The organism is Pseudomonas sp. RC10-4-2 (genome assembly GCF_050433085.1).
GTDB lineage: Bacteria > Pseudomonadota > Gammaproteobacteria > Pseudomonadales > Pseudomonadaceae > Pseudomonas > Pseudomonas aeruginosa.
In genome coordinates, this window is record NZ_JBNPXX010000002.1 from 24622 (window position 1) to 45895 (window position 21274).

23 protein-coding genes are annotated in these 21274 nt (G+C 66.6%); 11 read left to right on the forward strand and 12 right to left on the reverse strand.

From position 1 onward, the window contains the following. Positions 1–3: 3 nt before the first annotated feature. Both recG and oxyR read right to left on the reverse strand, forming a co-directional pair. Entirely contained in the window at positions 4–2079 is a 2076-nt protein-coding gene (recG, locus tag FHW81_RS08120; RefSeq protein WP_003096624.1) for an ATP-dependent DNA helicase RecG, read from the reverse strand. After that, positions 2076–3008 carry an oxidative stress transcriptional regulator OxyR gene (gene oxyR / locus FHW81_RS08125; protein ID WP_003096622.1) on the reverse strand — a complete coding sequence of 311 codons (933 nt, stop codon included), beginning with the start codon at positions 3006–3008 and terminating at the stop codon, positions 2076–2078. The genes recG and oxyR overlap by 4 nt, the downstream gene beginning before the upstream one ends. Positions 3009–3145: 137 nt before the next feature. Between oxyR and FHW81_RS08130 the strand changes: the two genes are divergently transcribed. The 3 genes from FHW81_RS08130 to FHW81_RS08140 all read left to right on the forward strand — a co-directional run bounded on the left by FHW81_RS08130 (position 3146) and on the right by FHW81_RS08140 (position 5484). Further along, the gene (locus tag FHW81_RS08130) at positions 3146–3997 is read left to right on the forward strand and encodes an SDR family oxidoreductase (RefSeq protein ID WP_003121310.1); all 852 of its coding nucleotides are present in this window, start codon (positions 3146–3148) and stop codon (positions 3995–3997) included. After that, positions 3997–4797, forward strand: a complete 801-nt coding sequence (locus FHW81_RS08135; RefSeq protein WP_003114367.1) for an AraC family transcriptional regulator — start codon at positions 3997–3999, stop codon at positions 4795–4797. The genes FHW81_RS08130 and FHW81_RS08135 overlap by 1 nt, the downstream gene beginning before the upstream one ends. Before the next feature lie 66 nt (positions 4798–4863). Then, positions 4864–5484: a LysE family translocator gene (locus tag FHW81_RS08140; protein ID WP_003096613.1), complete on the forward strand. Its 621-nt coding sequence runs from the start codon at positions 4864–4866 to the stop codon at positions 5482–5484. 6 nt (positions 5485–5490) lie between these two features. Here FHW81_RS08140 and FHW81_RS08145 read toward each other — a convergent pair whose 3' ends face one another. From FHW81_RS08145 to FHW81_RS08170, 6 genes are all read right to left on the reverse strand, one after another. Next, entirely contained in the window at positions 5491–6222 is a 732-nt protein-coding gene (locus FHW81_RS08145; RefSeq protein WP_016852265.1) for a hypothetical protein, read from the reverse strand. Between the two features lie 54 nt (positions 6223–6276). Beyond that, a complete protein-coding gene (locus tag FHW81_RS08150; protein WP_003096609.1) occupies positions 6277–6657 on the reverse strand; it encodes a RidA family protein in 381 nt (126 codons plus the stop codon). A 61-nt stretch (positions 6658–6718) separates the two neighbouring features. Continuing rightward, the gene (gene spoT / locus FHW81_RS08155; RefSeq protein WP_003096603.1) at positions 6719–8824 is read right to left on the reverse strand and encodes a bifunctional GTP diphosphokinase/guanosine-3',5'-bis pyrophosphate 3'-pyrophosphohydrolase; all 2106 of its coding nucleotides are present in this window, start codon (positions 8822–8824) and stop codon (positions 6719–6721) included. 65 nt (positions 8825–8889) lie between these two features. Next, positions 8890–9156, reverse strand: coding sequence for a DNA-directed RNA polymerase subunit omega (gene rpoZ, locus FHW81_RS08160; RefSeq protein WP_003096602.1), 267 nt, complete (start codon positions 9154–9156; stop codon positions 8890–8892). A gap of 88 nt (positions 9157–9244) precedes the next feature. Next, the gene (gene gmk, locus FHW81_RS08165) at positions 9245–9856 is read right to left on the reverse strand and encodes a guanylate kinase (protein WP_003098317.1); all 612 of its coding nucleotides are present in this window, start codon (positions 9854–9856) and stop codon (positions 9245–9247) included. Between the two features lie 58 nt (positions 9857–9914). Continuing rightward, positions 9915–10778, reverse strand: a complete 864-nt coding sequence (locus tag FHW81_RS08170; RefSeq protein WP_003096599.1) for a YicC/YloC family endoribonuclease — start codon at positions 10776–10778, stop codon at positions 9915–9917. Positions 10779–10958: 180 nt separating this feature from the next. On the opposite strand from FHW81_RS08170, the gene rph reads away from it, so the two are divergent. Together rph and FHW81_RS08180 are read left to right on the forward strand one after the other, a co-directional pair. Beyond that, a complete protein-coding gene (gene rph / locus FHW81_RS08175) occupies positions 10959–11678 on the forward strand; it encodes a ribonuclease PH (protein ID WP_003096595.1) in 720 nt (239 codons plus the stop codon). 46 nt (positions 11679–11724) lie between these two features. After that, positions 11725–12096 carry a DUF4870 domain-containing protein gene (locus tag FHW81_RS08180; RefSeq protein WP_003096590.1) on the forward strand — a complete coding sequence of 124 codons (372 nt, stop codon included), beginning with the start codon at positions 11725–11727 and terminating at the stop codon, positions 12094–12096. A gap of 58 nt (positions 12097–12154) precedes the next feature. Here FHW81_RS08180 and FHW81_RS08185 read toward each other — a convergent pair whose 3' ends face one another. Further along, positions 12155–12934 (reverse strand): exodeoxyribonuclease III, encoded by a 780-nt coding sequence (locus tag FHW81_RS08185; protein ID WP_003098313.1) that lies wholly within the window; start codon positions 12932–12934, stop codon positions 12155–12157. Between the two features lie 80 nt (positions 12935–13014). On the opposite strand from FHW81_RS08185, the gene pyrE reads away from it, so the two are divergent. Together pyrE and FHW81_RS08195 are read left to right on the forward strand one after the other, a co-directional pair. Next, complete coding sequence (gene pyrE, locus FHW81_RS08190) at positions 13015–13656, forward strand: orotate phosphoribosyltransferase (protein WP_003096586.1); 642 nt, start codon at positions 13015–13017, stop codon at positions 13654–13656. 20 nt (positions 13657–13676) lie between these two features. After that, positions 13677–14294 (forward strand): hypothetical protein, encoded by a 618-nt coding sequence (locus FHW81_RS08195; RefSeq protein ID WP_003161150.1) that lies wholly within the window; start codon positions 13677–13679, stop codon positions 14292–14294. Here FHW81_RS08195 and FHW81_RS08200 read toward each other — a convergent pair. After that, on the reverse strand, positions 14274–14738 hold the full coding sequence (locus tag FHW81_RS08200; RefSeq protein ID WP_003098308.1) for an acyl-CoA thioesterase: 465 nt from the start codon (positions 14736–14738) through the stop codon (positions 14274–14276). The genes FHW81_RS08195 and FHW81_RS08200 overlap by 21 nt on opposite strands. Positions 14739–14911: 173 nt before the next feature. Here FHW81_RS08200 and FHW81_RS08205 point away from each other — a divergent pair, with 173 nt between their 5' ends. The 3 genes from FHW81_RS08205 (at position 14912) to FHW81_RS08215 (ending at position 17998) form a co-directional block, all read left to right on the forward strand. Further along, positions 14912–15301 carry a c-type cytochrome gene (locus FHW81_RS08205; RefSeq protein WP_003098306.1) on the forward strand — a complete coding sequence of 130 codons (390 nt, stop codon included), beginning with the start codon at positions 14912–14914 and terminating at the stop codon, positions 15299–15301. A 77-nt stretch (positions 15302–15378) separates the two neighbouring features. Next, positions 15379–16707, forward strand: a complete 1329-nt coding sequence (locus tag FHW81_RS08210; protein ID WP_003114363.1) for a D-arabinono-1,4-lactone oxidase — start codon at positions 15379–15381, stop codon at positions 16705–16707. 82 nt (positions 16708–16789) lie between these two features. After that, complete coding sequence (locus tag FHW81_RS08215) at positions 16790–17998, forward strand: DSD1 family PLP-dependent enzyme (RefSeq protein ID WP_171893951.1); 1209 nt, start codon at positions 16790–16792, stop codon at positions 17996–17998. 70 nt (positions 17999–18068) lie between these two features. Here the strand turns inward: FHW81_RS08215 and FHW81_RS08220 are convergent, their stop codons facing one another. After that, positions 18069–19019, reverse strand: a complete 951-nt coding sequence (locus FHW81_RS08220; protein WP_003114361.1) for a SphA family protein — start codon at positions 19017–19019, stop codon at positions 18069–18071. Between the two features lie 224 nt (positions 19020–19243). Between FHW81_RS08220 and sphR the strand changes: the two genes are divergently transcribed. Then, a complete protein-coding gene (gene sphR / locus FHW81_RS08225; RefSeq protein ID WP_003114360.1) occupies positions 19244–20314 on the forward strand; it encodes an AraC family transcriptional regulator SphR in 1071 nt (356 codons plus the stop codon). A gap of 43 nt (positions 20315–20357) precedes the next feature. Here sphR and argB read toward each other — a convergent pair whose 3' ends face one another. Continuing rightward, positions 20358–21263: an acetylglutamate kinase gene (gene argB / locus FHW81_RS08230; RefSeq protein WP_003096572.1), complete on the reverse strand. Its 906-nt coding sequence runs from the start codon at positions 21261–21263 to the stop codon at positions 20358–20360. Between the last annotated feature and the right edge of the window lie 11 nt (positions 21264–21274).

A 21274-nucleotide genomic window follows, 5' to 3' on the forward strand; every position in this document is an offset into this window, starting at 1 on the left:
AGATCACACTTGACCGTATTGCTGGCCGTGGCGCAACCACCGTTCGAGCAGCGGGCTGACATGCTGCGGCCAGTGCGCCAGGAGGGATTGGGCGGCATCGCGGACCGCCGGCAGCAGGTCTGCGTCGCGCATCAGGTCGGCGACCTTGAATTGCAGCAGGCCGGTTTGGCGGGTGCCGAGCATTTCGCCGGGGCCGCGCAATTCCAGGTCCTTCTCGGCGATGACGAAGCCGTCGCTGGTTTCGCGCATGATGCCCAGCCGCTCGCGGCCGATCTGCGACAGCGGTGGGTGGTAGAGCAGCACGCAGTGGCTGGCGGCGCTGCCCCGGCCAACCCGGCCGCGCAACTGGTGCAGTTGGGCCAGGCCAAGGCGCTCGGGGTTCTCGATGATCATCAGGCTGGCGTTGGGCACGTCGACGCCGACCTCGATCACCGTGGTCGCCACCAGCAGTTGCAACATGCCTTCCTTGAAGGCCTCCATCACCACGGCCTTGTCCGCCGGCTTCATGCGCCCGTGGATCAGGCCGACACGCAGTTCGCCCAGCGCCGAGGAAAGCTCTTCGTAGGTGGTCTCGGCGGCCTGGCAGGTAAGCTCCTCGGACTCTTCGATCAGGGTACACACCCAGTAGGCCTGGCGCCCTTCGCGGCAAGCCGCGCGGACTCGCTCGATCACCTCGATACGGCGGCTGTCGGCCACCAGCACGGTATTCACCGGGGTACGCCCGGGCGGCAGCTCGTCGAGGATCGAGGTGTCGAGGTCGGCATAGGCGCTCATCGCCAGGGTCCGTGGGATCGGCGTGGCGGTCATGATCAACTGGTGTGGGCAGAGCCTGCCGTCCACGCCCTTCTGGCGCAGGGCCAGGCGCTGCTGCACGCCGAAGCGGTGCTGTTCGTCGATGATCGCCAGTGCAAGGCGCTTGAATTTCACTTCATCCTGGAACAGCGCGTGGGTGCCGACCACCATCGGCGCGCCGTCGCCGATGCGTTCCAGTGCCGCCGCGCGGGCCTTGCCCTTGAGCTTGCCGGCCAGCCAGGCGACTTCGATGTCCAGCGGCTGGAGCCACTTGCTGAAGTTGAGGAAATGCTGCTCGGCGAGGATCTCGGTCGGCGCCATCAGCGCCACCTGGTAGCCGGCCTCTATGGCTTGCAGGGCGGCGAGGGCGGCGACCACGGTCTTGCCGGCACCGACGTCGCCTTGCACCAGGCGCAGCATCGGCTCGTCCTGGGCCAGGTCGTAGGCGATCTCCGCGCCGACCCGGCGTTGCGCGCCGGTCGGCTGGAAGCCGAGGTTGGCAAGGAAGCGTTTCGGCAAGCGGCTGGCCGCCGGCAAGCGCGGCGCTGCCTGCGAGCGCACGGCTTCGCGCAGGCGCTGCAGGGATAACTGGTGGGTCAGCAGTTCTTCGAAGGCCAGGCGCAACTGCGCCCAGTGCCGGCCTTCGGCCAGTTCCTCGATGTCGGCATCCGGCGGCGGCCGGTGCAGGTAGCGGATCGCCTGGTCGAGCGGGCCAAGTTGGTAGTCGCGGGCCAGTTCCGCCGGCAGCCAGTCGGGCAGGCTGCTGGGGCCGAGCATGGCCAGGGCCTGTTGGCTCAACTGGCGCAGGCGCTGCTGGGTGAGGCCCTCGGTAGTCGGGTAGATCGGCGTCAGGGTCTGCTCCACCGGAATCGGCTCGTCGCCGTTCAGCGCGCGGTATTCCGGATGGTAGATCTCCAGGCCCGAGGCACCCGGCCGGACTTCGCCGTAGCAGCGCAGGTGGGTGCCGCGCTTGAGACCGTCCTTCTGCGCCTGGCTGAAATGGTAGAAGCGCAGGCTCAGGGTGCCGCTGCCGTCCTGCAGGCGCACCAGCAGGCTGCGGCGGCGCCCCATCACCACGTCGGCGCCGGCCACCACGCCCTCGACCACCGCGTCGGCCCCTGGCCGCAGGGCGCCGATGGCGGTGACGCGGGTACGGTCCTGGTAGCGCAGGGGCAGGTGGAACAGGATATCCTGCAGGGTTTCCAGGCCTACCCGAGCGAGCTTCTCCGCCAGCGCGGCGCCTACGCCCTTTAGCGCGGTGACCGGGACCCTGGACAGCTCGGTCATGCGATTTGCGGTTGTTCCTGGGTTTGCGGACGGGCCACCGAGCACAGGCGGATCGAGTCGGCCAGCACTTCGATGGCGCGTGGACGCGGGAAGCTGGCGCGCCAGGCGATGGCAACGGTACGGAACGGCACCGGCGCGCTGAACGGGCGCACTTCGATGACGCCCGGCGCGTAGTGGTGGCTGTCCACCGCGGAGAACGGCAGCACCGAGACGCCCAGTCCGGAGGCGACCATGTGGCGGATGGTCTCCAGCGACGAGGACTCCACCGTGGTGTGCTTGTTCTCGTCGCCCTTGCGCACGGTCGGGCAGGCTTCCAGCACCTGGTCGCGGAAGCAGTGGCCTTCGCCGAGCAGGAGCAGGCTCTTGTCGTTGAGCAGCTCGGAATCGATGCTGGCCTTGGCGGTCCAAGGATGGTCGGCCGGCATCAGCACATAGAAGGGCTCGTCGAACAGCGGCTTGGTCAGGACGTCGGCTTCCTGGAACGGCAGGGCGATGATGATCGCGTCGAGTTCGCCGGTACGCAGCTTGTCGCGGAGGATATGGGTGAAGTTCTCCTCGATGTACAGCGGCATCTGCGGCGCGACCCGGTGCAGCTGGGGAATCAGGTGCGGGAACAGGTAGGGACCGATGGTGTAGATGGCGCCGACCTTCAGCGGCGCGGCCAACTGGTTCTTGCCGGCTTGGGCCAGCTCGCGGATGCCCTGGGCCTGTTCGAGGACCTTCTGCGCCTGGGCGACGATGCCTTCGCCCACTGGCGTCAGGCGCACGGCGCTCTTGCTGCGCTCGAAGATCAGCACCCCCAGCTCGTCCTCGAGCTTCTTCACGCCGACCGAGAGGGTCGGTTGGCTGACGTGGCAACGCTCGGCGGCGCGGCCGAAGTGTTGTTCCTGGGCGAGGGTGACGATGTAGCGCAGTTCGGTGAGGGTCATGGCTGCTCATCCGTTAAGATCGGCCAAGCATAGCGGCTGCACCGCCGCGAACCAACCTCCGGGGGCATGATCGGGCGTGCATTGCAGACGATTCGACGCCTACACTGCCCGCCTTGTTGTAGGAAGGAGACGGCTTCATGTCGCAAACAGTGATGATCGCCGGCTGCGGCGATGTCGGCGGGCGCCTCGGCGAGGCGCTGCTGGCCGATGGCTGGCGGGTCCATGGCCTGCGTCGCTCGGTGGACGCCTTGCCGCAGGGGATCCTGCCGGTGGCTGGCGATCTGCAGGCTCCGGAGTGTCCCGCGCAGTGGCCGAGCGAGCCGCTCGACTACCTGGTGTACAGCGCCGCCGCCAGTCAGCACGACGAGGCTGGCTACCGTGCCGCCTACGTCGACGGCCTGCGCCATGTGCTGGGCTGGTTGCAGGCCCGCGGCCAGCGGCCCAGGCGCCTGCTGTTCGTCTCCAGCACCGGGGTCTACGCGCAGACCGATGGCGGCTGGATCGACGAGGAGTCGCCGGCGCTTTCCCAGGCCTATTCCGGACGGATCATGCTCGACGCCGAGCAGGTCGCGCTGGACAGCGGGATACCGGCTACCCGCGTGCGCCTGGCCGGCATCTACGGTCCGGGGCGGGAGTGGCTGCTCAACCAGGTGCGCCAGGGGTACCGGGTGGTCAGCGAGCCGCCCCTGTATGCCAACCGGATCCACGCCGACGATGCGGCCGGGCTGCTGGCCTTCCTGTTGCGCGCCGATGCCGGCGGCCAGGCGTTGGAGGACTGCTACATCGGTGTCGACGACGCGCCCGTGGCGATGCACGAGGTGGTCGACTACCTGCGCCAGCGCCTGGGCGTCAGCCAATGGGCCGACGAACATTCGGTACGCCGCGCCGGCAGCAAGCGTTGCAGCAATCGCCGCGCCCGGGCGCTCGGCTGGGTGCCGCGCTATCCCAGCTACCGCGAGGGCTACGCGGCGGTACTCGGGGACGCCTGATGGCTGCCAACCGGTTGTTGGCGCGTCCCTGGCTGCCTGGCGTGGAGCTGTTCCATGCGGACTTCTCCGGCCAGGCGTTCGGCCGCCACAGCCATTCGGCCTTCGCCATCGGCTCGATCCTCCACGGCGTCGGCGGCTACCAGTGCCGCGGGCGGCGCCATGCGCTGCCGGCCGGCACCCTGTCGCTGATGAACCCGGAAGAGCCGCATACCGGGCACGCCGAATCCGAGCGGCTGGTCTACCGGATGCTCTATGTCGAGGAAACGCGCCTGCTCGGCCTGCTCGGCCGCAAACAGTTGCCGCGCGGCTTCGGCGAACTGAACCCGGCCGACGACGGCAGCGTGGCGGCTGGCCTGGCGTGGCTGGCCGAGGATTTCCAGCGCAGCGACGCATTGGGGTTGGAAAGCCGCCTGCTGGCCTTGCTCGAACAGGTCTTCGTGCGTCACGGCGGCTTGCGCCCGGCGGCCGCGGCGCCCCGCGACGGCGGAACCACCGCACGCCTGCGCGATTACCTGGAAGCGCATGCTACCGAGGCGCTCGGTCTGGACCAGCTGGCGCAGTTGCTGCAGCGCCACCCGCGCCACCTGATCGAGGCTTTCCGGCGTGCCTACGGCGTGCCGCCGCATACCTACCAACTGCAATGCCGGGTGCGCCAGGCCAAGCGCCTGTTGCTGGAAGAACGGCCGCTGGCGGAACTCGCCCAACACCTCGGCTTCTACGACCAGGCGCACTTCTCCACGACCTTCCGGCGTTTCACCGGGGTCACTCCGGGGCAGTTCCGGCGCAGCGCCAAGACCTGAGTTTTTTCCAATACGGCGCCCGCCGCGCTGCACAGACTGGAGGCCTTCGCGTTTCGAGGGGCCTTCATGTTCGCTGCGTTCGTCCTTGTCGCCAGTACCCATTTCGCCGCCCTGCTGTCGCCGGGGCCGGACTTCTTCCTGTTGGTGCGCGCCGCCCTGCTGCGCGGCCGGCGCCAGGCCGACGGGGTGGCCGCCGGCATCGCCCTGGCCAACCTCCTGAGCATGCTGCTGGTGCTCGGCCTGTTGGCCAGCGTGCCGGACTCGGCGCACAGCGCCTTGCGCTGGCTGCAGGCGCTCGGTGGACTGTACTTCCTCTGGCTGGCGGGCCAGGCGCTGCTTGCGCAGAGGCGACTGGAAATGCCGGCGCAGCGCGACGTCCCGTCCCGCGGCGGCTATCTGCGCGGGCTGCGCGACGGCCTGCTGGCGAGCAGCCTGAATCCCAAGCTGCCGATCTTCTATGCGGGGCTGTTCGGCGTGCTGGCGCGCTTCAGCCTGCCGGGCTGGGCGCTGGCCCTGTGCCTGGCGTGGATGAGCCTGGCGGTGCTGTGCTGGGACATGGCGCTGGTGCGCCTGCTGGACAGGCCGCGCTGGCGCGGCTGGTTGCAACGGCGGGTAGGTGCGCTGGACCGGCTGTGCGGCGTCCTGCTGCTGGCGCTGGGCGGCTGGCTGGTGCTGGCCGCCCTCTGAGAGGCGTCAGCGCTCCAGCAGCCAGACGCGCTTGCCGGGCACGTAGCTGGGCATCTCGTTGGCGCCGGCGGTATTGACCGCTTCGAACAGTTGCAGCTCGTCGTCGTCGAGGCTGAACAGCAATTCGCGGCCGCGGTTGCCTTGTTGCAGCCAGATGCTGTCGTTGTCGCCGCTCATCGCTGCGCAATCGCCGGCCAGGCACAGCGCGTAGCGTTCGGCGCCGGGCAGACCGCTGACCAGGCCATTGGCCTGGAACTCGACCTTGCCGCCCTGGCCCTGGCCTTCGCGGATCTTCCAGCTGCCCTTCAGATAGCTGCCATACAAGGCCCGCTCGAAACCGCTGCCGGCAGGGCTGTTGGCCGCGGGTTGCGGGTCGAGACGGCGGAAACGCTGTTCCGGGCCGTTGGCGCTGGCCTGCTGGATCAGATCCTTGCCGTCCAGTTCGAGACTCTCCTGGTTGTCGTCGCCATAGAAGGCAACCTTCCAGTGCTCGTCATCGCTCTTGCTCAGGGTCCCTTCGCCCAGTTCGAAGCCGTTGCTGAAGGTGGCTTCGCCTGCCTTGCTGTCGAGCTTCCATTCCAGGTTCGGGCCATAGGCGAGCAGGGCCTCGCGCAGCTTGCCGTCCTTGCTCGCGGCGTCGATCGCGGCCTGGTTGATCCAGGTGCCGGACGGATCGGCCGTGCCGGCGCAGCCGGCCAGCAGGGTGGCGGCTGCGGCGAGGAAAATCACGCGGCGCATCGTGCTACTCCATGCAGAGCGACGGGGCCTTGGGCCCCGTCGCGAACATCCGGCTTATTCGAGGACGACGATGGCGTCCATTTCCACCTGTGCGCCCTTCGGCAGGGCGGCTACGCCGATAGCGGCGCGCGCCGGGTAGGGCTGGGTGAAGTAGCGGCCCATGATCTCGTTGACCTTGGCGAAGTGCGACAGGTCGGTGAGGAAGATGTTCAGCTTGGCGACGTCGTGCAGGTAGCCGCCGGAAGCCTCGATCACCGCCTTGAGGTTCTCGAACACCTGGACGGTCTGCTCCTCGAAGCCTTCCACCAGTTCCATGGTCTTCGGGTCCAGCGGGATCTGCCCGGACACGTAGACGGTATTGCCGGCCTTGATGGCCTGGGAGTAGGTGCCGATGGCGGCCGGGGCGTTGTCGGTGTGGATAACGGTCTTGGTCATGGGAACTCCTTGCTGAAATCGAGTGGGCGCGGGGGCGCCGGATGACACAGGAAAAAGCGGGTCAGCTACGCAGGCGGGTGATCCGGATCACTCCCTTGAGGGCGCGCAGCTTCTTGATGACGCGGGCCAGGTGGACGCGATCGTGCACGCTGACGACCAGCTGGACCACGCTGATGCGACCGTCGCGCTCGTCCATGCTGATCTTCTCGATGTTGCCGTCGGCCGCGTTGACGCTGGTGGCGAGCAGGGCGATCAGGCCACGCTGGTGCTCCAGCTCGACGCGTAGTTCGACATTGAATTCGCCGGTGACATCCTTGGCCCAGCTGAGCTGGATGCATTTTTCCGGGTTGTGGCGTACTTCGCTGATGTTCTTGCAGCTTTCCAGGTGCACCACCATGCCCTTGCCGGCGGACAGGTGGCCAACGATCGGGTCGCCGGGAATCGGCGTGCAGCACTTGGCGTAGCTCAGGACCAGGCCTTCGGTGCCGCGGATCGCCAGCGGACCCTCGGCGCTTGGCGCTTCCTCGCCCTCGCTGGACAGCAGGCGGCGGGCGACCACGTAGGCCATGCGGTTGCCCAGGCCGATCTCTTCCAGCAGGTCCTCGAAGACTTCCATGCGGTACTCGGCGAGCACGGCCTGGATGCGTTCCTGGGGAATCTTCTCGAGGTGGCTGTCGAAGCCGGTAAGGGTCTTGTTCAGCAGGCGCTCGCCGAGGTTGATCGACTCGGAGCGGCGTTGCAGCTTGAGCGCATGGCGGATATGGGTGCGCGCCTTGCCGGTGACCACGAAGCTCAGCCAGGCCGGGTTCGGCCGGGCGCCCGGGGCGGTGACGATTTCCACCGTCTGGCCGCTCTGCAACGGCTCGGAGAGCGGCGCCAGGCGACGGTTGATGCGGCAGGCGATGCAACTGTTGCCGACGTCGGTGTGCACCGCGTAGGCGAAGTCGACCGCGGTGGAACCCTTGGGCAGTTCCATGATGCGGCCCTTGGGCGTGAACACGTAGACCTCGTCCGGGAACAGGTCGATCTTCACGTTCTCGATGAATTCCAGCGAGTTGCCGGCGCGCTGCTGCAGTTCCAGCACGCCCTTCACCCATTGCCGGGCGCGGGCATGGGTGCCCTTGGGTGTCTCGTCGTTGGACTTGTACAGCCAGTGCGCGGCGATCCCGTGGTTGGCCATCTCTTCCATCTCGCGGGTACGGATCTGGATCTCGATGGGCACCCCGTGCATGCCGAACAGGGTGGTATGCAGCGACTGGTAGCCGTTGGCCTTGGGAATCGCGATGTAGTCCTTGAAGCGTCCGGGGAACGGCTTGTACAGGCTGTGCACGGCGCCCAGCACGCGATAGCAGGTATCGACCTTGTCGACGATGATGCGGAAGGCGTAGACGTCCATGATCTCGTTGAACGCCTTACGCTTGCCGCGCATCTTCTGGTAGATGCTGTAGAGGTGCTTCTCGCGGCCTATCACCTGGCCTTCCATGCCTTCCCGGGCGAGGCAGTTGACCAGCGACTCCTGGATCTTGCCGACGATCTCGCGGCGGTTGCCGCGGGCCTTCTTCACCGCCTGGCGGATGCGCTCGGCGCGCATCGGGTGCATGGCCTTGAAACCTAGGTCCTCGAACTCCACGCGCATGGTGTGCATGCCCAGGCGGTTGGCGATGGGCGCGTAGATTTCCAGGGTTTCCTTGGCGATGCGCCGGCGCTTTTCGCCGGACAGCACCTCGAGGGTGCGCATGTTGTGCAGGCGGTCGGCCAGCTTGACCAGGATCACGCGGATGTCGCGGGCCATGGCCATGGCCATCTTCTGGAAGTTCTCGGCCTGGGCCTCGGCCTTGGTCTCGAAGTTCATCTGGGTCAGCTTGCTGACCCCGTCGACCAGTTCCGAAACCGTCTCGCCGAACTGCGCGGTGAGCGCTTCCTTGGCGATGCCGGTGTCCTCGATCACGTCGTGCAGCATCGCGGCCATCAGGCTCTGATGGTCCATGTGCATGTCGGCGAGGATGTTGGAGACCGCCAGCGGGTGGGTCACGTACGGTTCGCCGCTGCGGCGGCGTTGCCCGTCGTGGGCCTGCTCGGCGTAGTAGTAGGCGCGGCGGACCAGGTTGACCTGGTCCGGCCCGAGGTAGCTCGACAGTCTGTCGGCGAAGGCGTCTATGCCCGGCAAGGGTTCACCCCCTGCCCGTAGGCGGGTTGCGGCGCTCGCAGGCGACGTCGAGCCGAGGCCATGGCTTACAGGGCCTCGGTGTTGGCCTCGTCGTCGAACGCTGCGAACAGCGGTTCGTCCTCGACGATGTCTTCCTGCTGGACGACGTTCTCATCGACCAGGCCGGAAGCGATCTCGCGCAGGGCGACGACGGTCGGCTTGTCGTTTTCCCAGGCCACTTTCGGCTCCTTGCCGCCGGTAGCCAGCTGACGGGCGCGCTTGGTGGCGAGCATGACCAGCTCGAAACGGTTATCGACGTTGTCCAGGCAGTCTTCAACGGTGACGCGGGCCATGGTGTTCCTCGTAACGAAAAGTGAGCCCGACGTTTGCCGGGCGGACTGAATAGTCTAAAAAATCGCCAATCTTTATGGAAGAGCCGATTTAGGCGAGCAGACGACCGAGCAGTTCGGCGTGGCGTTGCTGCTGGGCGTCCTGGCGCAACTGGCGGGCGCGGAAGATCGCCTTGAGGTCGTCCAGGGCGTGGGCGAAATCGTCGTTGATCACCAGGTGATCGTACTCCACGTAGTGGCTCATTTCGCTGACGGCTTCGCGCATGCGCCGCTCGATCACCTCGTCGCTGTCCTGGCCGCGGTTGGTCAGGCGCTGGCGCAGGGCTTCCTGGCTCGGCGGGAGGATGAAGATCGATTGGGCCTCGGGCATCAGCCGGCGCACCTGCTGGGCGCCCTGCCAGTCGATCTCGAGGATCAGGTCGAGGCCTTCGGCGAGGGTTTTCTCGACCCAGCGCTGCGAGGTGCCGTAGAGGTTGCCGAAGACTTCGGCGTGCTCGAGGAACTCGTTGCGTTCGAGCATGGCGAGGAATTCCTCGCGGCTGGTGAAGTGGTAGTTGACCCCGTCCACCTCGCCCGGACGCATGCCGCGGGTGGTATGGGAGACGGACACGCGGACCTCGGGGGCGGCGTCGAGCAGGGCCTTCACCAGGCTGGTCTTGCCGGCGCCGGAGGGAGCGGAAACGATGTACAGGGTGCCGGACATGAGGTGTTCCTGGTGCTTCGTACGGGTTGGAAAGAGATCGGGCGGAGGCGCCCGCCGGTCATTCGATGTTCTGGACCTGCTCGCGCATCTGCTCGATCAGGACCTTGAGGTTGACCGCCGCCTGGGTCGAGCGCGGGTCGAACGCCTTGGAGCCTAGAGTGTTGGCTTCCCGGTTGAGTTCCTGCATCAGGAAGTCCAGGCGCCGACCGGCGGCGCCGCCGGCCTTGAGGACCCGGCGGACCTCGCCGACGTGGGTGGCGAGGCGGTCCAGTTCCTCGGCGACATCGCTCTTCTGCGCCAGCAGGACCAGTTCCTGCTCCAGGCGCTGCGGATCGAGTTCGGCCTTGAGTTCGGCGAAGCGGTCGAGGATCTTCTGCCGCTGGTTGGCCAGCATGGTCGGCACCAGTTCGCGCAGGTTGCCGACTTCCACCAGCATCGCGTCGAGCCGATCGTTGAGCAGCTTCGCCAGCTCCTGGCCTTCGCGCGAGCGGCCGGCCTTGAGTTGCTCCAGGGCCTGGCCGAAGGCTTCCAGGGCGGCGGCGTTGAGTGCCTGCGGATCGGCCGAGTCGGCCACCAGTACGCCGGGCCAGGCCAGCACGGCGAGCGGATCGAGCGGCGCCGGCTGGCGGATCAGGGCGGCTACGCCTTCGGCGGCGGCGACCAGTTGGCGGGCGCGCTCCTGGTCGACCTGCAGGCTCTTGCCGGCGGTTTCCTCGGCGAAGCGCAGGGTGCATTCCACCTTGCCACGCGACAGGCCCTGGCGCAGCGCCTCGCGCACCGCGCCTTCGAGGTCGCGGAAGGCGTCGGGCAGGCGCAGGTGGGGCTCCAGGTAACGGTGGTTGACCGAGCGCAGCTCCCAGCTCAGGGTGCCGTGGGTACCGGCCTGCTCGACGCGGGCGAAGGCGGTCATGCTGTGCACCATGGGTCTACCTCGATAGTCGTGTGGGGAGTGCGTTCGGCGCCGGACGCGCGCGGCTGCCGTGATTCGAGCCGGGCATTGTAACCCACGTCCGGCGGGGCCCGCACGCCGACGGTGGTTGAGAGCCCGGGCTGGCCTCTATAATGGCGGCCAATTCCGCTTTCTCAGTACAGGATATCCACGATGAATCGTCCCAGTGGCCGTGCCGCCGACCAGCTGCGCCCGATCCGCATCACCCGCCATTACACCAAGCACGCAGAAGGTTCGGTGCTGGTCGAGTTCGGCGATACCAAGGTGATCTGCACCGTCAGCGCCGAGTCCGGGGTGCCGCGCTTCCTCAAGGGCCAGGGCCAGGGTTGGCTGACCGCCGAGTACGGCATGCTGCCGCGCTCCACCGGCGAGCGTAACCAGCGCGAGGCCAGCCGCGGCAAGCAGGGCGGTCGTACCCTGGAGATCCAGCGCCTGATCGGCCGTTCCCTGCGAGCGGCGCTGGACCTCAGCAAGCTCGGCGAGAACACCCTGTACATCGACTGCGACGTGATCCAGGCCGACGGCGGCACCCGCACCGCCTCGATCACCGGCGCCACCGTGGCGCTGATCGACGCCCTGGCGGTGCTGAAGAAGCGTGGCGCGCTCAAGGGCAATCCGCTGAAGCAGATGGTCGCCGCCGTTTCCGTGGGCATCTACCAGGGCGTGCCGGTCCTCGACCTGGACTACCTGGAGGATTCCGCCGCGGAAACCGACCTGAACGTAGTGATGACCGATGCCGGCGGCTTCATCGAGGTGCAGGGAACCGCCGAAGGCGCGCCGTTCCGTCCCGCCGAGCTGAACGCCATGCTCGAACTGGCCCAGCAGGGCATGCAGGAGCTGTTCGAACTTCAGCGCGCCGCGCTGGCCGAATGAGCAGACGCCCGGCACTGCCTGCCGGGCCCCGGAGAAGGAGCGCTACATGAACGATGTATCCGAAGAGGTCGCCGCGACCCCCGGCCAGGAAGCCCGGCAATGGGCGATGTTCTGCCATTTCGCGGCGTTCATCGGCCTGGTGTTTCCCTTCGGCAGCCTGCTCGGGCCGCTGATCGTCTGGCAACTCAAGCGCGAGAGCGATCCGTTCGTCGACGCCCAGGGCAAGGAAGCGCTGAATTTCCAGATCACCGTGGCGCTGGCGATGTTCGTCAGCTTCCTGCTGATGCTGGTGGTGATCGGCTTCTTCCTGCTCGGCCTGGTCTGCCTGGCGGCGCTGGTGTTGACCATCATCGCCGGCATCAAGGCCAACGAAGGCAAGGCCTATCGCTATCCGTTCTGCCTGCGGCTGATCAAGTAGGCCGCACGGGAAATAGAAAAGCCGGCGCATGCGCCGGCTTTTTCGTGTCTGACAGGGCTCAGATGCTCAACTGCCAGTCGTAGTCGACGATCAGCGGCGCATGCTGGGAGAAGCGCGGCTGGCGCGGCAGCTTGGCGTTGCGCACGAAGCGGCGTAGGCCGGGGGTCAGCACCTGGTAGTCGAAGCGCCAGCCGAGGTTGAGCATCTCGGCCTGTTCGCTGTCCGGCCACCAGCTGAACTGGTCGCCTTCGCGGCTGACTTCGCGCAGGGCGTCGGCATAGCCGAGGTTGCCGAACACTTCGTCCAGCCAGGCCCGTTCGGGCGCGAGGAAGCCCGGCATCTGCTGACATTCGCGCCAGTTCTTCACATCCATCTTCTGATGGGCGACGTACAGCGAGCCGCAGTAGATGTATTCGCGGCGCTTGCGACGCTGCTTGCTCAAGTAATGGGTGAAGTCGTCCATGAACTTGAATTTCTGGTTCAAGCTCTCGTCTCCGCTCTGCCCGGAAGGCAGCAGCAGGGTGGCGATACTCACCTTGTCGAAGTCGGCTTGCAGGTAGCGCCCGTAACGATCGGCCGTTTCGAAACCTAAGCCGCTGATCACAGCTTTGGGCTGCAAACGGCTGTAGAGTGCGACACCGCCCTGTTCGGGTAGCTCGGCATCGCAGGCATAAAGGAAGTAGCCGTCCAGTTGGAAGGACGGGTCATCCAGATCGAAGGCGGAGGCTCGGGTGTCCTGCAAGCAGATCACGTCGGCATTCTGTGCTTGCAGCCAACTGAGCAAACCGCGCTCGGCCGCAGCCTGAATACCATTCACGTTCACACTGATGATCCGCATAAATGGCCCCCAAAATCACGTGCGTGTATGATACCCGAGCTCAAACGGTTTAGCTAAATTCATGCGGCTTGGTGTCATTCATGCAGGCGTATCAGCGCGATTTCATTCGTTTCGCCATCGAGCGCGGGGTTCTGCGCTTCGGTGAGTTCACCCTCAAGTCCGGGCGCACCAGCCCCTATTTCTTCAATGCCGGCCTGTTCGACAGCGGCCTGGCGCTGGCCCGCCTGGGACGCTTCTACGCCGAGGCGGTGATCGACAGCGGAATCGACTTCGACGTCCTGTTCGGCCCGGCCTACAAGGGCATTCCCCTGGCCGCCACCACCGCGGTGGCCCTCGCCGAGCAGCACCAACGCGACCTGCCCTGGTGCTTCAACCGCAAGGAAGCCAAGGACCACGGCGAAGGCGGCACGCTGGTCGGCGCGCCGCTGAGCGGCCGGGTGCTGATCATCGACGACGTGATCACCGCCGGCACCGCGATCCGCGAAGTGATGCAGATCATCGACGCCCAGGGCGCCAGGGCCGCGGGCGTGCTGATCGCGCTGAACCGCCAGGAGCGTGGCAAGGGCGAGCTGTCGGCGATCCAGGAGGTCGAGCGCGACTTCGGCATGCCGGTGGTGAGCATCGTTTCCCTGGAGCAGGTGCTGGAATATCTTGCCGAAGATGCTGAACTGAAGAAGCATCTGCCGGCGGTAGAGGCCTATCGCGCCCAATACGGTATCTGAACCTTTCACAAGGGACTGGCATGGTCGGACAGGATGTAATGCGTTGCCTGATGGCCCTGGGGCTGGTGCTCCAGGGGCTTTCCTTCGGCGCCCAGGCGGCGCCGGGCGGAGCGGTGGAGCTGTACCGCTACGTCAACGACAAGGGCGTGGTGGTGCTCGACCGCCAGGGTGTGCCGCCGCAGTACATCGGCAAGGGCTACCAGGTCCTCAACGACCAGGGCCGGGTTATCCGCACCGTACCGCCGGCGCCGACCGCCGAGGAACTGCGGCAGCGCAAGGCGGCCCAAGCCCAGGCCAGCTCCGATGCGCAGCTGCTGCGCCTGTATTCCAGCCTCGAGGACGTCGACCGCGCTCGCGAACGGCGCCTGGCGGAACTGGACGGGCTGAGCAGCGTGGCGCGCGGCAACCTGCAGTCGCTCAAGCTGCAACAGGCCAACCTGCAAGGCCAGGCGGCCAACCAGGAGCGTGCCGGACGTCCGGTGGCGCAGGCGCTGGTGGACCAGTTGGACGATCTCAAGCAGGAGGAAAAGCGCCTGCAGGGCGAGATCGGGCGTTTCCAGAAGGCCCGCGAAGACGCGGAAAGAACCTATGCCGCCGACCGCGCGCGGCTCTCCCAGCTACTCGGCGTGAGTCCCTGATTCCACTGGCGACTGTCGCTCGAACGCCCTGATCTTCTCGCGCAGCCAGTCCGGCAGGGGCTGGCTCTGTCGCTCGTTCGCATCCGCATAGACGTAGACCAGCTCGCCGACGGTGAGCAACTGCTCGTCGCGCCAGATGCCCAGCTCGAAAACCAGGCTGCTGCGCCCCAGCCGCGCCACGCGGGTGCCGATGTCCAGCCAGTCGTCGAAATGCGCCGGGGCGCGGTATTCCAGGGTGCTCTTCACCGCGAACAGGTCGCCTCCGCCGCGCAGCAGGTCGGCCGGGTAGGACATGCCGAGCTGGCGGTAGTACTCGGTGGTGGCGACGTCGAGATAGGTCAGGTAGTTGCCGTTGAAGACGATGCCCTGCGGATCGACCTCCGCCCAGCGAACCCGCAGGGAATGGAAGAAGGTGTAGTTCTGGCGCTGTGCTGCGCTGCTCATGCCGGCTCCTCGACGCTGCTGCAGACATCGACTCTAGACCGCCATCGCGCGGTGCGAAAGGGCTGGCCGCAGAACCCCCCGTCGCTGGCCCGCATTGCCCTCATCCTCGGGGCGTCGCGGCCTTAGTGTTGTTCGACGAGAACGCACGCCGTGCGCAACGAGAGAGGAACACCATGTCGTCCACGCTCCGCCCCGGACCGGGCAACTCGCGCCTTTGCCGCCCGGGGTTGCTGCTTGCCCTGGGCCTGATGCTGGTGGCCTGCGGAGAATCCACGGAGCCGCCGGCGCGGGCCGCCGATTCCCAGCGTGTCCCTGCGGACCCTGCGTTGGCGCAGGTGTATTCCGCCAGTTGCAAGCTCTGTCACGCCAATCCCGCCTCCGGCGCGCCGCTGACCGGCGATGCCGCTGCCTGGGCGCCACGCCTGGCGCAGGGCATCGACACCCTGCTGGACCACAGCATCAACGGCTACAAGGGCATGCCACCCATGGGCATGTGCATGCAGTGCTCGGAAGAACAGTTCCGGGCTTTGATCGATTTCATGTCCGCAGCGCAGGACCGATAGGGGATACCGGCATGCCAAGTCATCTGTCGCGACGCCAGCTCCTGCAACGGGCGGGAGCGCTCGGTGCGTTCGCCGCCATGGTGGGAAACCCCGCGCTGGCGGAGTTGCTCCGCGCACCGCGCCTGATTCCCTGGCGCAACTGGTCCGGCGCGCAAAGCTGCCTGCCCCTGGCGCGGGAGGCACCGAAAGACCTCGACGAACTGGTCCGGATCATCCGCCAGGCGTCCGGCAGGATCCGCCCGGTGGGCTCCGGGCATTCGTTCAGCGCGTTGGTCCCGACCGACGGCACCCTGCTCTCGCTCGCCTACTTCAGCGGCTTGCTCAGCCACGACAGCGTGACCCTCCAGGCCGAGTTCGGCGGCGGTACGCCGATGTCGCAGATGGGCGCTCCGCTCAAGGAGATCGGCCAGGCGCTGGTGAACATGGCCGATATCGATTACCAGACCCTGGCCGGCGCCATCGCTACTTCCACCCATGGCACCGGGGTCGGCTTCGGTTCCTATTCCGCCCAGGTTCGCGGTCTGCAACTGGTCACCGCGAGCGGCGAGGTGCTCGAGTGCGACGCCAAGCGCAACGTGGAGGTGTTCGATGCCGCGCGGGTCTCGCTGGGGGCGCTGGGCGTCGTGACCCGGGTGCGCCTGCAGAACCGCGCGGCCTACCGCCTGCGTGAACGGCAGTGGATCGCCCGGACCGAGGAATTGCTGGAAGACGTGGAGAAGAATACGCGCGAGAACCAGCACTGGGAGATGCTGGTGGTGACCCATTCCGACTACGCCCTGTCGATCGCCCTCAACGAGACCGACGAGCCGAAGACCCCGCCCCTGGACCCGGCGAAGGAAGGCGGCAACGAGTTCGTCGGCCTGATCGAAGGTCTCGACAAGTACCTCAGCGACTTCCCGGAGACCCGCCGCACCTTGCTCAACAGCCTGCGCCACTTCGCCCGCTTCGACGAGCGGGTCGACGATTCCTATGCGGTCTACGCCAACGTGCGCAACGTGCGCTTCAACGAGATGGAGTACTCGGTCCCCGCCGAGCATGGCCCCGCCTGCCTGCGGGAGATCCTCGCGCTGATCCGCGACAAGGACCTGCGCACCTGGTTTCCCATCGAGTACCGCTACGTGAAGGCCGACGACATTCCCCTGAGCATGTTCGAGGGCCGCGACAGTTGTTCCATTTCCGTGCATCAGCACTACAGCATGGACCACCACAACTTCTTCGCCGCGGTGGAACCGATCTTCTGGAAATACGCCGGGCGGCCGCACTGGGGCAAGCTGCATGGCCTCAACGCGCACCAGTTGCAGGGGCTCTATCCGCGCTGGAAGGCATTCGCCGAGGTGCGCCAGGCGCTGGATCCCCGCGGGCGGTTCCTCAATGCGCACCTCTCTTCCATCCTGGGCGTGACCTGAAAGGAGCGACGCCGTGAATCGACGCAAGTTCATGTTCGCCGGCCTCGGGGCCGGCGCGCTGCTGGCGGGAACTGCCGCCTGGATGCGTCCCGCCGACCGTGGCGGGCCGTACGACGACTATTTCCGCGCGCTGAACCGCGAACTCAAGGCCAATGGCCCGATGTGCCCGGTGCTGCTCATCGACCTCGATCGCCTGGACCACAACATCGATGTGGTGATGCGTTCGGTCCGCCGCGGCGGCAAGCATCTGCGGCTGGTGGAGAAATCGCTGCCTTCGCCCGGCCTGCTGGCGTACATCGCCAGGCGCGCCGGCACCCGGCGGCTGATGTCCTTCCACCAACCGTTCCTCAACCACGACGCGGTCGCTTTTGCGGATGCCGACATCCTCCTCGGCAAGCCGTTGCCGGTGCGTTCGGCGGAACTGTTCTACCGCGAGCACAAGGGTGCGTTCGACCCGGCGCGGCAGCTGCAATGGCTGATCGATACGCCGCAGCGCTTGCGTCAGTACCTGGCGCTGGCCCAGGGGCTGGGTACCCGGATGCGCGTCAACATCGAACTGGACGTCGGCCTGCATCGCGGCGGAGTGGCCGACCAGGCCGCGCTGGGCGAATTGCTGGCGCTGATCGCGGCGCATCCGCAGTACCTGGAGTTCGCTGGCTTCATGGGCTACGACCCCTTCGTCGGAATGGGGGTGCCGGGCATCCTCGGTTCGCCCGAGGAGCTGTTCGCCAAGGTCATGGCGCTCTACCAGGGACATGTCGACTTCGCCCGCCAGCGCTTCGCCGCGCTGTGGACACCACAGCTGACCCTGAATACCGCCGGCAGCCCCAGCTATCGCATGCACGAGAAGGAAACGCTGAGCAGCGAGGTCTCGGTGGGCACCGCCATGCTCAAGCCGAGCCACTACGACCTGGCGTCCCTGGCCGAGCATGTGCCGGCCGTCTACATCGCCACGCCGGTACTCAAGAGCACCGGCACGGTGCAGATCCCGGCGCTGGACGGCAAGTCCCGGCTGTTTTCCTGGTGGGACCCCAACCAGCGCGGCACCTTCTTCATCTACGGCGGCAACTGGATGGCCGACTTCGCCTCGCCCGAGGGACTGCGCAGCAACGGCATCTACGGGCGCAGCTCGAACCAGGAAATGGTCAACGGCTCGCCTTCGGTGGGCCTGGAGGTGGACGACCAGGTCTTCCTGCGGCCGACCCAGAGCGAGTCGGTGCTGCTGCAATTCGGCGACCTGCTGGCGCTGCGCGGCGGGCGGATCGTCGAGCGCTGGCCGGTTTACGCCTAGGACGCCTGGCGCTTTTCCTCGTCGATGGCGGCAGCCCGCGGATACCGGGCTGCCGCTTCGTTCCGATGCCTCAGAGTTCGAACGGAATGGTCAGCTTGGCCCAGAGCATGTCGCCCTCGGGGCGGTTCTCCACGTCGAATTCCTTGGCCCAGCGGATCTCCGCGCTGGCGTACTTGAGGAAGGTCAGGTGCACGGCCGGGCCGATGGCGAAGACCTGGCCGCGTACGCCGTCGTCGACTTCCTCGCCGAAACCGAACACCCGTACGGTCTCGCCGTTCTGTTTGTCGTCGGTGGTCTGCTTGAGGTAGTAGCCGTTCAGGCCGAGGCGCAGGTTGTCGGTCACCCGGTAGCTGGCGGAATAGTCGAAATGGAAGATCTGCCCCGAGCGATAGTCGGTGTCGTGGTTTTCCATGTTGAAGCTGTAGGTGGCCTTCAGCGACAGCTCGGTGCGTTCGGTGGGCAGCCAGGTGAAGGAGAACAGCGGCTTGTAGGTGTAGAAGTTGTTGCTGGTGTTGGCCAGCCGCTCGGCATCGTACTTGCCGGTGGGCACGGTGACCTCCACGGCGGCGGCCAGGGTCAGGTCCTTGCCCATGTCCCAGAGGATGATCGGCGCGAAGGTGGTGTCGCCCATGCTTTCCCGTTCGTCGCTCAGGCCGAACGCGGCCACCCGTTGGCGGAGATAGGGCTGGGCGATGTAGCCGCCCAGGCGCCCGCCGAAGATCCGCAGCGGGCTCAGGTAGTCCAGGCGAGGGATGATCGCATCCGAGCTGATCTTCACGTCGGACACCTTGCCGCCGAAGGAGCTGATGTTCAGCTTCCTGGCTTCGTAGTGGTTGTAGTAGACGTTGAAGGCGAACATGTGGTCGGGGAGGTTGTCGACGTCCAGTGGCAGGGTGAAGAAACCGTCGGTTCCTGGACCAATGTTGTCCACGCCGCCTTCGCTGGCGTGGGTGCAGCAGCTGACGGCGAGGGTGACGCAGGCGGCCAGGCGCAGGGGCCTGTGGGGGCGGATCGGGTTCATGGGCGGGCTCTTATTATTGTTGGCGTGGCTCGGGGCACGGCATAGGAATAAGCCCTAACGGCAGGCCGAGGCAGGGCATTGACGGTCAGCGAGGGGGGGATTTGCGGACACTGCGCAATGCTTTGTTACATCTGTGCGGAACGCTATATGATGGGACGCTCATCCCATGTCGCGATCCACCGCCAGAACAAGAACGAAGCCGAGACCGGCTCAGGATTTCGCCCATGCACAACAATGCCGCCGATGCGCGCTACGAACTCGCCCAGGTATCCACCTTCCTGCTGCAGACGCTGGCCGAGGTGGTCGAAGGCCATGGTGTCGATCCCGCGCGGCTGTGCCGGGGCCTGGGCTTCACCGTCGAAGACCTGCAGGACCCTACCCAGCGCATCTCCTACCGCCAGGCCGTGAGCATGATCCAGCGTGCCCTCCAGGCCCTGCCGGAGCGGGGACTGGGGCTGTGGGTCGGACACCAGAACGTGCTCGGCACCCTTGGCCTGCTGGGCCATGTGCTGTCGCTGTGCCGGACCCTGCGCGACGCGTTCGACATCGGCGTGCGCTACCAGCACAGCTCGGGCGGTATCGTCACCTCCAGCGTCTACCAGCAGGGCGACACCTTCTTCGTCGAGGTCGAATGCCACCTGCCCAGCAGCGAGGTGCAGGTGTTCGCCATCGAGGAGTTCTTCGCCAGCCTGCTGGTGTATGGGCGTGCCCTGGTCAGCCCGGCGTTCGAACCGCTGGGCATCGAACTCATCCATGCCGCTCCGCCCTACGCGGGCGAGTACCTGCGCCTGCTGGGCCCCCAGGTACGCTTCGGCTGCCTGCACAACCGCATGGCGATCGCCAGCCACTGGCTGGACATGCGCCTGCCCAACCACAACCTGCCGGCGTTGCGCCAGGCGCTGGCCCTGCTGGAGCAGGAAAGCACCCAGGTGCACCGGAAACTCGACCTGGTCCAGGCGGTGGAACGGGCCATCGCCCGCGACCTCAGCCTGGGCAGCCAGATCGAAAGGATTTCCGCCGAACTGAACATGAGCAGCCGCACCCTGCGGCGCCGGCTGGCCGAACACGGGCTGACCTTCGAGGCGTTGCTGGAACAGGTGCGACGAGGGCGGGCGATGAGCCTGCTGGGCAACCCCGGGATGTCCATCGAACGCATCACCGAGGAAGTGGGATACCGTGACATCCGCAGTTTCAGGCGCGCGTTCAAGCGCTGGACGGGAGTGAGCCCGGCGACCTTCCGTAGCGAGGGCACGAGCCCGTTGGACCAGGTCTTCACGCTGGCCGCGCGACGCTAATGGAGGAACCGCATGGCGCGCCGGAGCGCGCCGTGGCGGGCGATCAGTGACGCTTGCGGTTGCTGATCAGGGTGCCGACGCCGCTGTCGGTGAAGATTTCCAGCAGCACGGCATTCGGCACCCGGCCATCGATGATGTGCGCGCTGGTCACGCCGCCCTGCACCGCTTCCAGGGCGCAGCGGATCTTCGGCAGCATGCCGCCGTAGATGGTGCCGTCGGCGATCAGCTCGTTGACCTGTTCGGTGGACAGCCCGGTCAGCACCTGGCCCTGCTTGTCCATCAGGCCGGCGATGTTGGTCAGCAGCATCAGTTTCTCGGCCTTCAGCGCTTCCGCCACCTTGCCGGCCACCAGGTCGGCATTGATGTTGTAGGACTCGCCGTTGCTGCCCACGCCGATCGGCGCGATCACCGGAATGAAGTCGCCCTTGACCAGCATGTTCAGCAGCCCGACGTTGACCCCGGTGACTTCGCCCACGTGGCCGATGTCGATGATCTCCGGCTTGGTCATCTCCGGGGTCTGGCGGGTCACGGTGAGCTTCTTCGCGCGGATCAGCTCGGCGTCCTTGCCGGTCAGGCCGATGGCGCTGCCGCCGTGGCGGTTGATCAGGTTGACGATGTCCTTGTTCACCTGGCCGCCGAGGACCATCTCCACCACGTCCATGGTCGCCGCGTCGGTGACGCGCATGCCGTCGATGAAGTGGCTCTCGATCGACAGGCGCTTGAGCAGGTCGCCGATCTGCGGGCCGCCGCCATGCACCACCACCGGGTTGATGCCGACCGCTTTCATCAGCACCACGTCGCGGGCGAAGCCGGCCTTCAGCTCCTCGCTCTCCATGGCGTTGCCGCCGTACTTGATCACCAGCGTCTTGCCGACGAAGCGGCGGATGTAGGGCAGGGCCTCGGAAAGGACCTTGGCAACCTGGGCGGCGTCATCGCGACTCAGGGTCATGGGGAGCTCCG

Bases quoted from the DNA above. Each gene is read 5' to 3' on its own strand.
- recG (WP_003096624.1), bottom strand. From the start codon at position 2,079: ATGACCGAGCTGTCCAGGGTCCCGGTCACCGCGCTAAAGGGCGTAGGC.
- oxyR (WP_003096622.1), bottom strand. From the start codon at position 3,008: ATGACCCTCACCGAACTGCGCTACATCGTCACCCTCGCCCAGGAACAA.
- FHW81_RS08130 (WP_003121310.1), top strand. From the start codon at position 3,146: ATGTCGCAAACAGTGATGATCGCCGGCTGCGGCGATGTCGGCGGGCGC.
- FHW81_RS08135 (WP_003114367.1), top strand. From the start codon at position 3,997: ATGGCTGCCAACCGGTTGTTGGCGCGTCCCTGGCTGCCTGGCGTGGAG.
- FHW81_RS08140 (WP_003096613.1), top strand. From the start codon at position 4,864: ATGTTCGCTGCGTTCGTCCTTGTCGCCAGTACCCATTTCGCCGCCCTG.
- FHW81_RS08145 (WP_016852265.1), bottom strand. From the start codon at position 6,222: ATGCGCCGCGTGATTTTCCTCGCCGCAGCCGCCACCCTGCTGGCCGGC.
- FHW81_RS08150 (WP_003096609.1), bottom strand. From the start codon at position 6,657: ATGACCAAGACCGTTATCCACACCGACAACGCCCCGGCCGCCATCGGC.
- rpoZ (WP_003096602.1), bottom strand. From the start codon at position 9,156: ATGGCCCGCGTCACCGTTGAAGACTGCCTGGACAACGTCGATAACCGT.
- gmk (WP_003098317.1), bottom strand. From the start codon at position 9,856: ATGTCCGGCACCCTGTACATCGTTTCCGCTCCCTCCGGCGCCGGCAAG.
- FHW81_RS08170 (WP_003096599.1), bottom strand. From the start codon at position 10,778: ATGGTGCACAGCATGACCGCCTTCGCCCGCGTCGAGCAGGCCGGTACC.
- rph (WP_003096595.1), top strand. From the start codon at position 10,959: ATGAATCGTCCCAGTGGCCGTGCCGCCGACCAGCTGCGCCCGATCCGC.
- FHW81_RS08180 (WP_003096590.1), top strand. From the start codon at position 11,725: ATGAACGATGTATCCGAAGAGGTCGCCGCGACCCCCGGCCAGGAAGCC.
- FHW81_RS08185 (WP_003098313.1), bottom strand. From the start codon at position 12,934: ATGCGGATCATCAGTGTGAACGTGAATGGTATTCAGGCTGCGGCCGAG.
- pyrE (WP_003096586.1), top strand. From the start codon at position 13,015: ATGCAGGCGTATCAGCGCGATTTCATTCGTTTCGCCATCGAGCGCGGG.
- FHW81_RS08195 (WP_003161150.1), top strand. From the start codon at position 13,677: ATGGTCGGACAGGATGTAATGCGTTGCCTGATGGCCCTGGGGCTGGTG.
- FHW81_RS08200 (WP_003098308.1), bottom strand. From the start codon at position 14,738: ATGAGCAGCGCAGCACAGCGCCAGAACTACACCTTCTTCCATTCCCTG.
- FHW81_RS08205 (WP_003098306.1), top strand. From the start codon at position 14,912: ATGTCGTCCACGCTCCGCCCCGGACCGGGCAACTCGCGCCTTTGCCGC.
- FHW81_RS08210 (WP_003114363.1), top strand. From the start codon at position 15,379: ATGGTGGGAAACCCCGCGCTGGCGGAGTTGCTCCGCGCACCGCGCCTG.
- FHW81_RS08215 (WP_171893951.1), top strand. From the start codon at position 16,790: ATGCGTCCCGCCGACCGTGGCGGGCCGTACGACGACTATTTCCGCGCG.
- FHW81_RS08220 (WP_003114361.1), bottom strand. From the start codon at position 19,019: ATGAACCCGATCCGCCCCCACAGGCCCCTGCGCCTGGCCGCCTGCGTC.
- sphR (WP_003114360.1), top strand. From the start codon at position 19,244: ATGCACAACAATGCCGCCGATGCGCGCTACGAACTCGCCCAGGTATCC.
- argB (WP_003096572.1), bottom strand. From the start codon at position 21,263: ATGACCCTGAGTCGCGATGACGCCGCCCAGGTTGCCAAGGTCCTTTCC.